12 protein-coding genes are annotated in these 12,569 nt (G+C 71.6%); 6 read left to right on the top strand and 6 right to left on the bottom strand.

What is annotated here, in order from left to right; translation table 11 throughout:
• Nucleotides 1-19: 19 nt before the first annotated feature.
• From ABZU76_RS30985 to ABZU76_RS30995, 3 genes are all read left to right on the top strand, one after another.
• Nucleotides 20-997, top strand: a complete 978-nt coding sequence (locus ABZU76_RS30985) for a GlxA family transcriptional regulator (RefSeq protein ID WP_354875628.1) — start codon at nucleotides 20-22, stop codon at nucleotides 995-997.
• Nucleotides 998-1,799: 802 nt separating this feature from the next.
• Nucleotides 1,800-3,119, top strand: a complete 1,320-nt coding sequence (locus ABZU76_RS30990) for a YibE/F family protein (RefSeq protein ID WP_354875630.1) — start codon at nucleotides 1,800-1,802, stop codon at nucleotides 3,117-3,119.
• A 101-nt stretch (nucleotides 3,120-3,220) separates the two neighbouring features.
• Nucleotides 3,221-3,508: a hypothetical protein gene (locus ABZU76_RS30995; protein ID WP_354875632.1), complete on the top strand. Its 288-nt coding sequence runs from the start codon at nucleotides 3,221-3,223 to the stop codon at nucleotides 3,506-3,508.
• On the opposite strand, the gene ABZU76_RS31000 is transcribed toward ABZU76_RS30995, so the two are convergent.
• Both ABZU76_RS31000 and ABZU76_RS31005 read right to left on the bottom strand, forming a co-directional pair.
• On the bottom strand, nucleotides 3,480-4,136 hold the full coding sequence (locus tag ABZU76_RS31000) for a hypothetical protein (RefSeq protein ID WP_354875634.1): 657 nt from the start codon (nucleotides 4,134-4,136) through the stop codon (nucleotides 3,480-3,482). The two genes, ABZU76_RS30995 and ABZU76_RS31000, sit on opposite strands and share 29 nt — an antisense overlap.
• 5 nt (nucleotides 4,137-4,141) lie before the next feature.
• A complete protein-coding gene (locus ABZU76_RS31005; RefSeq protein ID WP_354875636.1) occupies nucleotides 4,142-4,717 on the bottom strand; it encodes an MBL fold metallo-hydrolase in 576 nt (191 codons plus the stop codon).
• Nucleotides 4,718-4,863: 146 nt separating this feature from the next.
• On the opposite strand from ABZU76_RS31005, the gene ABZU76_RS31010 reads away from it, so the two are divergent.
• Nucleotides 4,864-5,748, top strand: a complete 885-nt coding sequence (locus ABZU76_RS31010; protein WP_354875638.1) for a peptidylprolyl isomerase — start codon at nucleotides 4,864-4,866, stop codon at nucleotides 5,746-5,748.
• Nucleotides 5,749-6,537 carry an aminotransferase class IV gene (locus tag ABZU76_RS31015; protein WP_354875640.1) on the top strand — a complete coding sequence of 263 codons (789 nt, stop codon included), beginning with the start codon at nucleotides 5,749-5,751 and terminating at the stop codon, nucleotides 6,535-6,537.
• A gap of 7 nt (nucleotides 6,538-6,544) precedes the next feature.
• Here the strand turns inward: ABZU76_RS31015 and ABZU76_RS31020 are convergent, their stop codons facing one another.
• Nucleotides 6,545-7,324, bottom strand: a complete 780-nt coding sequence (locus ABZU76_RS31020) for an enoyl-CoA hydratase-related protein (protein ID WP_354875642.1) — start codon at nucleotides 7,322-7,324, stop codon at nucleotides 6,545-6,547.
• A gap of 73 nt (nucleotides 7,325-7,397) precedes the next feature.
• Between ABZU76_RS31020 and ABZU76_RS31025 the strand changes: the two genes are divergently transcribed.
• On the top strand, nucleotides 7,398-8,261 hold the full coding sequence (locus ABZU76_RS31025; RefSeq protein WP_354875644.1) for an alpha/beta hydrolase: 864 nt from the start codon (nucleotides 7,398-7,400) through the stop codon (nucleotides 8,259-8,261).
• Here ABZU76_RS31025 and ABZU76_RS31030 read toward each other — a convergent pair.
• The 3 genes from ABZU76_RS31030 to secF form a co-directional block, all read right to left on the bottom strand.
• Nucleotides 8,237-10,612 (bottom strand): bifunctional (p)ppGpp synthetase/guanosine-3',5'-bis(diphosphate) 3'-pyrophosphohydrolase, encoded by a 2,376-nt coding sequence (locus tag ABZU76_RS31030; RefSeq protein ID WP_354875646.1) that lies wholly within the window; start codon nucleotides 10,610-10,612, stop codon nucleotides 8,237-8,239. The two genes, ABZU76_RS31025 and ABZU76_RS31030, sit on opposite strands and share 25 nt — an antisense overlap.
• A 179-nt stretch (nucleotides 10,613-10,791) precedes the next feature.
• Complete coding sequence (locus tag ABZU76_RS31035; RefSeq protein ID WP_354875648.1) at nucleotides 10,792-11,310, bottom strand: adenine phosphoribosyltransferase; 519 nt, start codon at nucleotides 11,308-11,310, stop codon at nucleotides 10,792-10,794.
• A gap of 5 nt (nucleotides 11,311-11,315) precedes the next feature.
• Nucleotides 11,316-12,569, bottom strand: a complete 1,254-nt coding sequence (secF, locus tag ABZU76_RS31040; RefSeq protein ID WP_354875650.1) for a protein translocase subunit SecF — start codon at nucleotides 12,567-12,569, stop codon at nucleotides 11,316-11,318.

Raw genomic sequence — 12,569 nt, forward strand, 5'->3', positions numbered from 1 at the left:
GACCTGCTAAAGTTTGATCATGCCGGGGCCAGAACGGCGGGTCGTGATCGTCGGGTATCCCGACGCCGAACTGCTGGACATCGCGTGCGTCTCCGACGCGCTCGATGCCGCCAACCGGCTCGGCGCGCGCCCGGGCTACGCGCTGCGGCTGGCCACTGTGGACGGACACCCGTTCCGCTGCCAGTCCGGCATCACGCTGACGCCCCACGTGCGGCTCGACCAGGTTTCGGGGCCGCTGCACACGATCGTCGTCTCCGGCGGCCTCGGCCACCGCGCGGCGGCGGGCGACGAGCGCCTGCTCGAACACGTCCGCCGCCTCTCCCGCGACAGCACGCGCACGGCGTCGGTCTGCACGGGCTCCACGGTGCTCGCCGCGGCCGGCCTGCTGAGCGGCCGCCGCGCGACCACGCACTGGGCGTACGCGGCGCAGCTCGCCGCGAAGTACCCGTCGGTGACCGTGGACCCGGTGCCGCTGTTCATCCGCCACGGCGACGTCTACACCTCCGCCGGCGTCACCAGCGGGCTGGATCTCGCGCTGGCGTTCGTCGAGGAGGACCACGGCCCGACGCTCGCCCGCGAAGCCGCCCGCGCCCTCGTGACCTACCTGCAGAGGCCCGGCAACCAGGCGCAGGTGAGCATGTTCCTGTCCGGCCCGCCGCCCGAGCACCGGCAGGTGCGCGACCTCACCGCGTTCGTCGCCGAACACCTGGGCGAAGACCTCGGCACGCCGGTGCTGGCCCGGCAGGCGGGCATCAGCACCCGCCAGCTCACGCGCCTGTTCGACGCGCACCTGGGCACCACGCCCGGCAAGTACGTGCGCACCGTCCGCGCCGAGCACGCCGCCCGCCTCCTCGCGGGCACTGACCTGCCCCTGGCCGCCATCGCCCGCCGCTGCGGCTTCGGCTCCACCGAGACGCTTCGCCAGGCCTTCCTCGACCACTTCGACACCCCGCCGTCCGCCTACCGCCGCGTGCACCTGCGCCAGGCCCTCGGCTGAGCGAAACGCCGGATACGACCGGGTCGTCCCCACCCGGTACGGGTGACGGCCACCGCCGGAGTGCAGGATGTGCGCCGTGGCACCGCCCGATTACCCCGACGACGCCGACGACACCGCCGACACCGGCCCCATCCGCCGCGTCGCCGGCGACCCCTCCGCGCCCCCAGCCCGGTCCCGCCGATCCCACGCGGGCGACGAGCCGGCCTGGCCCGGAGCCGAAGAGCCGGTGCGCCGAGCCGCACCCCGTTCCGGCGACAACCCCGCCGCCCGCCGCACGGGCGAAACCGCGCTGCCACCACGCCGCGCCGGCGACACTCCGGCCGGCCGCCGCAACGGCGACACGCCACCCCCGGCAAGCGCCCGCACCGCGAACACCCCGCGGGCCGACCGAACCGGGCAAGCTCCGCTGCCGTCGCACCACGCCGACGGAACCCCGGCGTCGGCCGGCCGCCACACGGGCGAAACCCCGCTCCCCCCACGCCGTCGCGGCGAGACTCCACCACCGACGGGCCGCCGTGGCGGCCAAACATCGCGCCGCACCGGCGAAACTCCGCTGCCCTCCTCACGCCGGTCCGAGGGACAAGGTCGCCGCACCGGCGAAACTCCGCTGCCGCCCTCCCGCCGCACCCAGGGGCAAGCGCGCCGAGACGGCGAAATCTCGCGCACCACAAGCGAACCGTCCTCACCGGATGCCGACGGCGCCTGGCCGACCGCCGGCCGCCCCACCGGCGAAACGCCTCCCCCAGCGTCTCGGCGCTCCGGCGACACGCCTCCCCCCACCGGCCGCCGCCCCCGCACCGCCGTGAGCCCGGACGAAGCGCCGGAACCCCTCGACGCCGCCGAACCCACCCCCCGCAAGGGCCTCCGCGCCGCCCTCGCCGCGCAAGCGGACGGCCACGGTCATGGGCACGGCCACGGACACGGCCCCGCCGCCCCCGCCTCCACCCGCGTCCGCAAGCTCCTCATCTGGCTGCTCGTCCCGCTCGCCCTCGCGACGGTCGTCGGCATGGTCGTGCTGTACCCGTGGGGCAAAGCGGCGCCGACGAGTGTGGTGCCGCAGGGCACGCCGGTGCAGGCGTCGATCACGGCGACCGCCACGGGGCCGTGCCTCGCGAACGGCCAGGTGCAGGTCGGCGCCGACACAGACCCCGACCAGAAGCCCTGCCAGACCGTCGACCTGACGATGACCGACGGCCCGGGCAACGGGAAACCCCTGCGCCTCATCGTGCCGATCGAGCCGAGCACGCCGCGTTTCTCCACCGGCGACAACGTGGTCCTCGCCTACAACGGCGGCAACGCCACCGACCCGGCGTCGTTCCAGCTCGTCGACTTCCAGCGCGGCACGCCGCTCGTGCTGCTGGCCGCGCTGTTCGCCCTCGCCGTGCTCGTGCTCGGCCGCTGGCAGGGGCTCGCGGCGCTCGTCGCGCTGGTGCTGAGCTTCGTGGTGATCGTGCTGTTCGTGCTCCCCTCGATCCTCGCCGGCGAGAACCCGCTGGTGGTCGCGATCGCGGGCGCCGGCGCGATCATGTTCGTGGCGCTGTATCTGACCCACGGGCTGTCGGCGAGAACGTCGGTCGCGGTGCTCGGCACGCTGGCCAGCCTCGCGCTGATCGGCGTCCTGTCGGCGATCTTCTCCGTCGGCGCCTCGCTCACCGGCCTCGACGACAGCACGTCGACGCTCATCGGCTCACTCGGCCACGGCATCGACGCGCGCGGCCTGCTGCTCGCCGGCATCGTGATCGGCGCGCTCGGTGTGCTCGACGACGTGACGGTGACGCAGACCAGCGCCGTCTGGGAGCTACGGCGCGCGAACCCGTCGCTGGGCTGGCGGGAGCTCTACCGCTCGGGCCTGCGCATCGGACGGGACCACGTCGGCTCGGCCGTGAACACCCTCGTGATGGCCTACGCCGGTGCCGCGCTGCCGGTGCTGCTGTACTCGTCGATCTCCGGCGTCGGGCTCGGCGCGCTGCTCGGCAGCGAGGACATCGCGTCGGAGATCATCCGCACGCTCGCGGGGTCCGTGGGCATCGTCGCGGCAGTCCCGGTCACGACGATCCTGGCGGCGCTGATCGCAGCGCGCGAGCCCGTAGACCACCTCGTGAGCACCACGAATACTCCGTAGTCACACCAGTAACACGAGCGAACCCCGGCCGGAACAGGACCCGGTGGCTGCGGTACGAAGTCCGCGACCGAGGCGAGTACATCCGTACCCGAGGAGGGGTCGTGTTCTCAGCCGTACTGGCGGGACCGCGGGTCACCGTGCACCTGGTCCGGCGGTTGTTCGCGGCGCTGCTGGAGGCGGCCGAGGCCGTCCCGCGGATCGCGGGCGCGCTCGACGACGTGCGGGCGACGCTGCGCCACCTCGAGCGCCTGCTCGCCTACGTCGCCGAGGAGCTGCCGGACCTCGCCGACCAGGTGGAGCAGATCCGCGCCCGCGTCGACAGCATGGAGGAAGCGTCGAAGGGCAGCGTCCCTCCAGCGGTCACTCCAGCGTCGCGACGAAGCGGCTGACGGCCTCCATCGGGAACCGCTGGATGTAGCGCCCGGCCGGGGCCGCCGACGCGAGCCGATACAGGGGCCGCTCGGCCACGGCGTCGCCGCGTGCCTCCGACCGCAGCTCCGCCACCAGCAGCTCGGAAAACACCAGCCCGTTGGCCTCGGTGTTGTTCAGCAGCGCGTCGGCGACGCGGCGCAGCTGCAGCGCGCCCAGCTCACGCCCGCCCGTACCGGCGAACACGGCGAGGTCGACCTTCACGGTCTTGCGCCGCTTGCCCGCGTTCACGAGCAGGCTCACCGTGCGGGTGCCGCGCACGTCGCCGATCACGATGTCGAGCCGCTCCGCCTCGACGAGCCCGATGCGCCGGATGCCCCACGTGCGCACGACCAGCGTCGTGCCTTCGAGCCAGATCCGGCGGCGCAGCGTGTAGAGAACGATGTACAGCAAGGGAAGCGCCACGACCACCGCGACGATCAGCCCTGCCAGCTGCCCGCCGATCAGCCCGGCGATGCCACCGAAGGCCGCGGCCACGATCACCGCGCCGATGAAGCCGGACCACGCGCGCCGGCGGGTGAGCTTCGCGTCCTCGGCGAACAGCGGCAGCCGTTCCGGTGCGCCCTTGACGCCGTCCTGCTCGGTCATGCCCGTCACGCCTCCGCCGCCGTGAGCGCGGGGTTGGTCGCGCGTTCGCGCCCGATGGTCGTGGCGGGCCCGTGGCCCGGCAGCACCACGGCGTCGTCGGGCAGGGTCAGCAGCTTCGTGCGCAACGATCTCTCCAGTTCGGCGCCGGAGCCGTCGGAGCGCCCGATCGACCCGGCGAACAGCGTGTCCCCCGTGAGCACCAGCCTGCCACCTTCGCTCGCCCTCACGGCGAAAGCCACCGACCCCGGCGTGTGGCCGGGCACGGCCACGACCTCGAGCGCCAGACCCGCCACTTCGAGCGGGCCTTCGGCCAGCGGCACCGACGGTCCCGCGAACCACTCGCGGTCGGCCGGATGCAGGTGCAGCGGGAGGTCATGGCCGGCGGCGCCGGCGACGTGGTCGGGGTGACCGTGGGTGGCTAACAGCGCGACCGGCGTGAGCCCGTGCTCGGCCAGCGCGGCCGCGAGCGGTTCTGCCGCCTCCTGCCCGGGGTCCACGACCACGCACTCGCCGCCGGGCGCCGGGGCGAGCAGATAGCAGTTCGCGCGCAGCGGCCCTGCGGCGAACCCGACGACGAGCACCAAACCCCTCCTGTCCCGGCGTTGGCGAAGCGGCGCTGATCACGATCGGATCGAGACTAGCGGCCCCTGTACAGAGTCCTCACAGGCTGTGCCCATACACTGCCGCTACCTCAGACGTGTGACATCGAGCCTGAACTGGAGGGCGGGTGGCGACCAACCAGCAGCGCCGTGAAGCCGCTAAGCGGAAACTCGAGCGGCAGATCGAGCGCCGGCGGGACCGGGCCAAGCGACGCAAGATCGTGGGCGCTGGAGTGGTCGGCGGTGTCGTCCTCATCGTGGCCGGGGTAGTCGTGTGGGTCGTGAACAGCGGCGGTGGCGACGACACGACGGCGGCCGCCAGCCCGCCGCCGTCGAGCTCGGCCCCGCCAGTGCCGACCGTCGGCCAGATCCCGACGCAGCGCACCGCGCTGCCGACGCGGCCGAAGGCCCTGCCGAACCCGACCACGTGCGCGTACCCGGCCGACACGCAAAGCACGCCGCCGAAGAAGACCACGGCGCCGGACGGCAAGAACGTGTCGTCGCAGGGCAAGGTCGACATCACGATGAAGACCACCGTCGGCGACATCCCGATCACGCTCGACCGCGCGCTGGCGCCGTGCACCGTCGAAGCGTTCGTGAGCTTGGCGAAGCAGGGCTTCTACACCGACACGATCTGCCACCGCCTCGGCGTCACCGACCTGCAGATGCTGCAGTGCGGCGACCCGAACGCCAAGGGTGACGTGAACGCCGACGGCACCGGCGGACCCGGCTTCACCATCCCGGACGAGTTCATCGACGGCGAGAAGTACGGCCGCGGCATCCTCGCCATGGCCAACACGGGCCAGCCCAACTCGGGCGGCAGCCAGTTCTTCATGGTCTACGGAACCGCCGAGCTGCCCCCGAACTACACCATCTTCGGCAGCATCTCCGACGACGGCCTCAAGGTCCTCGACGCGATCGCCAAGACGGGCATCGGCACCGTCGGCCAGGACGGCGCGACCGGTGAGCCGAAGCAGCAGGTCAAGTTCACGGCCGTGAATGTCGCGGCCTGAGTGTCTTTCCTGTTCGAGCTGAACGGCGCTGAACCCGGCGCCGTTCAGCTCGCTCGCGTTCTGGGCGGCTACGGCCACTTCACCGCGATGCAGGTCCGCGACGGCCGGGTCCGCGGCCTCGACCTGCACCTCACGCGGCTGGCCACGAGCACCCGGCTGCTGTTCGGCAGCGAACTCGACGTCTCCCTTGTCCGCGGCTATGTCCGCAAGCTCGTTGCCGGGCAAGGCGCGCTGTCCGTGCGCGTGCTCATCGCTTCGCGCTCCAGCGCAGAAGCTCCTGTCATGGAGCCCGAAATCCTGGTGCGTACCGGCCCGCCGCACGAGCACGTCGCCGACCCGATCCGGTTGAGGTCGGTGCGGTACCAACGCGACTTGCCCGAGGTGAAGCACACCGGCACGTTCGGGCTTGTCCACCACTCGCGCCAGGCCGTGCTCGCGGGCTACGACGACGCGGTGTTCATCGACCACAGTGGACACCTCAGCGAAGCGTCCAGTTGGAACCTCGGGTTCCTCGAGGGCGACACCGTGGTGTGGCCGGAAGCAGCGGTGCTGCCGGGCATCACCTACCTGCTGCTGAAGGAACGGCTGCAGCAGCAGGGAGCGGTCGCGCAGGTGACCCGCCCGGTCCACCCCCGCGAGCTCCCCGGCTTCGACGCCGTCTTCCTCACCAACTCCGAGACTGTCGGCCGACCCGTCGCGTCCGTCGACGGTGTGGCGCTGCGCAACGACCCCGCCGCCGCGCGGATGCTCGCCGAGGCGCACGAAAGCGTGCCCTGGGACGAGATCTGAGCGCCCCTCAGCGGTGCGTGAACTTCGGCGGCCGACGGTTCAGGAAGGCGTCGACGCCCTCCGCGTAGTCCTCGCCGTGCAGCGCGGCGAGGCGGATGGCGTCCACTTCGTCGTCGGGCGTTTGCCGGCCCGCGACGATCTTCTCGATGATGCGGTTCATGCCGCGGATTGAGGCCTGAGAGCGGGAGCAGAGGGTGTCCACGAAGGCCGCGGTGGCCGCGGTGAGGCCTTCGGCGGCGTGGAGGTCGTTGACGAGGCCGATCTCGCGGGCGCGCACGGCGTCGATGAGCTCGCCGGACAGCAGGAGGTACCTGGCGTTCGCGGGACCGACGAGGGAGACCAGCAAGCGCGTCGAGTCGAAGTGGAAGACGATGCCCAGCTTGGCGGGCGTGATGCCGAAGCGCGCGTCTTCCGAGGCGAAGCGGAAGTCGCACGCCACCGACAGCTGGCAGCCGCCGCCGATGCAGTTGCCCTGGATCATGGCGACCGACGGTTTGCGCATCGAGGTCAGGGCGGCCACGGCGCCGTCGACGGCCTTGTCGTAGGTGGCCGCGCCGTCGGCGGTGGAACGCAGGTCGCGGAACTCGCTGATGTCGGCACCGGCCGAGAAGTGCTTGCCCGCGCCCGTGAGCACGAGGACCTTGAGCGCCGGGTCGGCCTCGACCTCGGCCACGACGTCCGGGATCGCCGACCACATCCCGTAGGTGATGGCGTTCATCTTCTCCGGCCGGGCGAACGTCAGCCGCGCGACTTCGCCGTCGCGCGTGAACTCGAATCCGTCGGTCATGCCAGCACCCTAGCGGGATCGCCCTGCGCGAAACCCGCGTCTGTGACCAGCTCCCCGCGCTAGCGTGGCACCCATGGGGATGATCGAGGTCGACGGCGTACGGTTCGGCTACGACGAGGCTGGCGAGGGCCCGCCCGTGGTGCTCGTGCACGCCGGGCTCGCCGACCGGCGCATGTGGGACCACCAGTTCGCGGCCCTGGCCGAACACCACCGCGTGATCCGCTACGACCGCCGCGGCCACGGCGACTCGCAGGCGGCCGAAGGCACCGTCTCCCACCACCGCGACCTGCTCGCGCTCATGTCCGCGCTCGGCATCGACCGCGCCGCGCTCGCCGGCTCCTCGATGGGCGGCGCCTACGCCCTCGACGCCGCACTCGCCGCGCCCGAGCGCGTCACGAGCATCGCCCTGATCGGCGCCGGTCTGTCCGGGCACGACTGGCCCGAGCCCATGGCGTCGGACAGCCGCGAAGCCATGCTCGCCGCGGTGCCACTGGAGCGGCTCAAGCGCTACCTCGACCACACCGCCGACCACATCGACGAGGCAGACGTCCGGGCCATCGCCGACGCCAACGTCCGCTACCTCGTCGTCGGTCCACATCGAACACGATCGGACGTCGACCAAGACTTCTACGCCCTCGCCCTCGAAATGTGCGAGGGCGTCTACCGCCGCGAGTGGACCGATCCGAAGTGGACGGAGGACGTCCCCGACACCCGTCACCGTCTCGGCGAGATCACCGCACCCACGCTGGTGGTCATCGGCCGGGAAGACGGCTCAGGCCTGCTGGAGCTGGCCGACAAGTTCGAGCGGGAAATCCGCGGCTCGACCCGGTTCGACCTGCCCGACACCGGCCACCTGCCCCCGATGGAGCGCCCCGCCGAAGTGACCGAGGCGCTCCGCTCGTGGTTCGAAGATCAGGAAGCCGACGTGACCCGGTAGACGTCGTACACACCCTCGACGCCCCGGACCACCTTCAGCACGTGGCCGAGGTGCTTCGGGTCGCCCATCTCGAACGAGAACCGGCTCACGGCCACGCGGTCGCGTGTGGTCGTGACCGACGCCGAGAGGATGTTGACCTTCTCGTCGGCCAGCACCTTGGTGACGTCCGACAGCAGCCGGTGCCGGTCGAGCGCCTCGACCTGGATGGCCACCAGGAACACCGACGAGGACGACGGCGCCCACTCCACCTCGACCAGCCGCTCGGGCTGAGTGCGCAGGTCCTCGGCGTTGGTGCAGTCCGTGCGGTGCACGCTCACGCCACCGCCGCGCGTGACGAACCCGAGGATCTCGTCGCCCGGCACCGGGGTGCAGCAACGGGCGAGTTTGGCCCACACGTCGCTGGCGCCCTTCACGATCACGCCGACGTCGTTGGACCCGCGCCGCCGCGAAACCGTGGACGGCGTGGCCCGCTCGGCGAGCTCCTCCTCCGCCTCGTCGACGCCACCGATGAGCGCCACCAGCCGCTGCACCACGTGCTTCGCGCTGGTGTGGCCCTCCCCCACGGCCGCGTACAGCGAGGAGATGTCGCCGTGGCGCAGCTCCTTGGCGACCGAGCCCATGGACTCCGCCGAGACGAGCCGCTGGATGGGCAGCCCGACCTTGCGGATCTCCTTGGTGATCGCTTCCTTGCCCGCGTCGATCGCCTCGTCGCGGCGCTCCTTCGCGAACCACTGGCGGATCTTCGCGCGCGCCTTCGGCGACCCGGCGAACTGCAGCCAGTCGCGGCTCGGACCGGCGTTTTCCGCCTTCGAAGTGAAGATCTCGACGTTCTCGCCGTTCTCCAGCTTGCGCTCGAGAGCCACGAGACGGCCGTTCACGCGGGCGCCGATGCAGCGGTGGCCTACCTCGGTGTGCACGGCGTACGCGAAGTCGACCGGCGTCGAGTCCGCCGGCAGCGTGATCACGTCGCCCTTCGGCGTGAACACGAAGATCTCGCGCGCGGCCAGCTCGTAGCGCAGCGACTCGAGGAAGTCACCCGGGTCCGCGGCCTCGCGCTGCCAGTCGAGCAGCTGGCGCATCCACGCGATCTCGTCGACGTCCATCGAGTTGGCAGCCCCATTACCACTGTGGGTGCCCTTGGTTTCCTTGTACCGCCAGTGCGCCGCGATGCCGTACTCCGCGGTGCGGTGCATTTCGTAGGTGCGGATCTGCACCTCGAGCGGCTTGCCGTCCGGGCCGATCACGGTGGTGTGCAGCGACTGGTACACGCCGAAGCGCGGCTGGGCGATGTAGTCCTTGAACCGCCCGGGCACCGGCTGCCACAGCGCGTGGACGACACCCATGGCGGCGTAGCAGTCGCGCACGTCCTCCACGAGGATCCGCACGCCCACCAGGTCGTGGATGTCGTCGAGGTCGCGCCCGCGCACGATCATCTTCTGGTGGATCGAGTAGTAGTGCTTCGGTCGGCCCTCGACCTTGGCGGTGATCCGCGACGACACGAGGTTGCCCGTGAGGTCGGCGATCACCTTGCGCAGGTACGTGTCACGCGAGGGCGCGCGGTCGGCGACCAGGCGCACGATCTCGTCGTACTTCTTCGGCTGCAGGATCGCGAACGCGAGGTCTTCGAGCTCCCACTTGACCGTCGCCATGCCGAGGCGGTGGGCCAGCGGGGCGAGCACCTCCAGCGTCTCGCGGGCCTTGCGGGCCTGCTTCTCCGGTGGGAGGAAGCGCATGGTGCGCATGTTGTGCAGCCGGTCGGCCAGCTTGATGACCAGCACCCGCGGGTCCTTCGCCATGGCGATGACCATCTTGCGGATCGTCTCGGCCTCGGCCGAAATACCGAGCTTGACCTTGTCCAGCTTGGTGACGCCGTCGACGAGCTCGCCGACCTTGTCGCCGAAGTCGGCCTTCAGCTGGTCGAGCGAGAAGCCCGTGTCCTCCACGGTGTCGTGCAGCAGCGCCGCGACGAGTGTGGTGGTGTCCATGCCCAGCTCGGCGAGGATCGTGGCCACGGCGAGCGGGTGCGTGATGTACGGGTCGCCGGACTTGCGCCGCTGGTCGCGGTGCAGCTCCTCGGCGACGTCGTAGGCGCGCTGCAGCAGCGCGAGGTCCGCATTGGGGTGCAGCTCGCGGTGGATGACGGCGAGCGGCTCGAGCACCTGCTTCACGGGCGCGGCCCGCTGGGCCGTGATCCGGCGGGCCAGACGGGCCCGCACCCGGCGGGTCGCCGACGGGTTGGGGGCGGCCCCGTTCGCCTTCGGCGGCGGCACCGACTGCGCACCGCGCGCACCGGAGCCATCCTTCGCGGGCACCGGCTTGGCGGGCACCGCGGCGTCGAGCTCTTGGCTCACCCGCACCTCCTGCTGCTCGTGCGGCCTTCGAAACCCCCAGGGTAGCCGCTCGGCCGCGTGGCCTCGCCGCCTACGTCCGATCGGCAGACGACGCGCCGCCGAGCACCGGCGGAACCACATTTTCTTCAACGCCGCACGAGCGTCCCGGCTTCCCGGCCGTTCGCGCTGGTGAAGACGGGTCAGACGACCTGCAGCGCCTCGACCCGCCGGCCCGCCAGCACGCCACGACCACCCAGCGCCGCGAGCTCCAGCACCACCGACACGCCGTCGACCACGGCGCCGGCGCCTTCGAGCAGCTTGACCGTCGCGGCGACCGTGCCGCCGGTGGCGAGAACGTCGTCGATCACGCCGACCCGCTGGCCGGGGCGCACGACGTCGGCCGGCAGCTCGACACTGGCGGTGCCGTATTCGAGGGAGTAGTCGACCCGGCCGGCCACCGACGGCAGCTTGCCGGGCTTGCGGATGAGCACCACGCCGAGGCCGCGGGCATACCCGACGGCCGCGGCGAGGAGGAACCCGCGAGCCTCGACGCCGGCCAGCAGCTCAACCCCGGGGCTGAGCGTGCCGGCCAGGGCGTCGACGACCGTGGCGAACCCGGGGCCGTCCGCGAAGAGCGGGCTCAGGTCGCGGAACAGCACGCCGGGCTCGGGAAAGTCCGGCACCTCGGCGATCAGGCCGAGGGCCTTCTCCAGCTCCATCCGGCTCAGCGCTTCCGCTTCGCCGACGACACGCCGCCACCGGTGCGGCGCGGCTTGTTCTGCTGGCGCGCCTTCGGGGTGCGGGCCGGAACGCCGGCGGCCGCGGCCATCGCCTTCTCCTTGCGGAGCTCGGCGGCCAGGGCGTCGTCGTCCGCCGCGTCGAAGTCCTCGCCCGCGGCCTCGCGAGCGGCGGCCTTGGCCCGACGGGCCGCGACGCGCTGTGCCTGCTGCTGGTACTGCGGCTCACGCATCTTGAGGTCGACCAGCAGCGGCGTCGCGAGTGCGACCGACGACAGCACGCCGACCAGCGTGCCCGTGAGCTGCACGAGCGCCAGGTCCTGCAGCGTGCCCGAGCCGAGCAGGATGTACCCGACGATGAGCAGGCCGAGGATCGGCAGCAGGGCGATGAACGCCGTGTTGAACGACCGCATCAGCGTCTGGTTCAGCGCCAGGTTCGCCGCCTCGGCGTACGTGCGGCGGGTGAGGCCGAGCAGGCCGCGCGTGTTCTCGCGGACCTTGTCGAAGACCACCACCGTGTCGTACAGCGAGAACCCGAGGATGGTCAGCAGGCCGATCACCGTCGCCGGCGTGACCTCGAAACCGACGAGCGAATACACGCCCGCCGTGACCACGATGTCGTGGATCAGCGAGATCAGCGCGGCCGCGGCCATCCGGGTGTCGAAGTAGATCGCCAGGAAGATCACCACGGCCACGAGGAAGACCGCGAGCGCGATCAGCGCCTGCCGCGAGATCTCGTCGCCCCACGACGCGCTCACCGCGCTGTCGCTGATGGCCTGCACGCTCGCCTGGTTGTTCGCCCCGATCGGCGCCCAGTCGGTGAACAGCTGCTGCTTCACCTTCGCGACCTTGTCGGCCGGCAGTGCCTCCGAGCGGATCTGGATGGTGGCCGCGTTGCCGGTGCCCACGCGCTGGGTCTCCGACGGCTGCTCGCCCAGCGCCTTGGTGAACGACTCGGCCGCCTGCGAAGTGCTGATGTCGCCGCGCGCGCCGTGCGCGGGCAGCTGGATCTGCGTGCCGCCCTCGAACTCGATGCCGACGTTGAAGCCGCGGATGAACATCGAGCCGATGCAGACGAGCACCAGCGCCGCGAAGAAGATGTACCAGCGCTTGCGCTTGCCGATGATGTCGAACGCGCCCGTGCCGACGTAGAGCCGGTGGAAGACGCTTTCCTTCTTGCCGGACGGGGTGGCCTTGCCGGCGCCCGATTCGGCGTCCGTGCCCAGGTCTTCGACGCCCAC

Source organism: Amycolatopsis sp. NPDC005232 (genome assembly GCF_040607795.1).
Taxonomy (GTDB): Bacteria; Actinomycetota; Actinomycetes; order Mycobacteriales; family Pseudonocardiaceae; genus Amycolatopsis.

What these genes read in the sequence shown, in the direction of transcription:
- ABZU76_RS31000 (WP_354875634.1), bottom strand. Translation starts at nt 4,136, where the DNA reads ATGACCGAGCAGGACGGCGTCAAGGGCGCACCGGAACGGCTGCCGCTG.
- ABZU76_RS31020 (WP_354875642.1), bottom strand. Translation starts at nt 7,324, where the DNA reads ATGACCGACGGATTCGAGTTCACGCGCGACGGCGAAGTCGCGCGGCTG.
- ABZU76_RS30985 (WP_354875628.1), top strand. Translation starts at nt 20, where the DNA reads ATGCCGGGGCCAGAACGGCGGGTCGTGATCGTCGGGTATCCCGACGCC.
- ABZU76_RS31035 (WP_354875648.1), bottom strand. Translation starts at nt 11,310, where the DNA reads ATGGAGCTGGAGAAGGCCCTCGGCCTGATCGCCGAGGTGCCGGACTTT.
- ABZU76_RS31025 (WP_354875644.1), top strand. Translation starts at nt 7,398, where the DNA reads ATGGGGATGATCGAGGTCGACGGCGTACGGTTCGGCTACGACGAGGCT.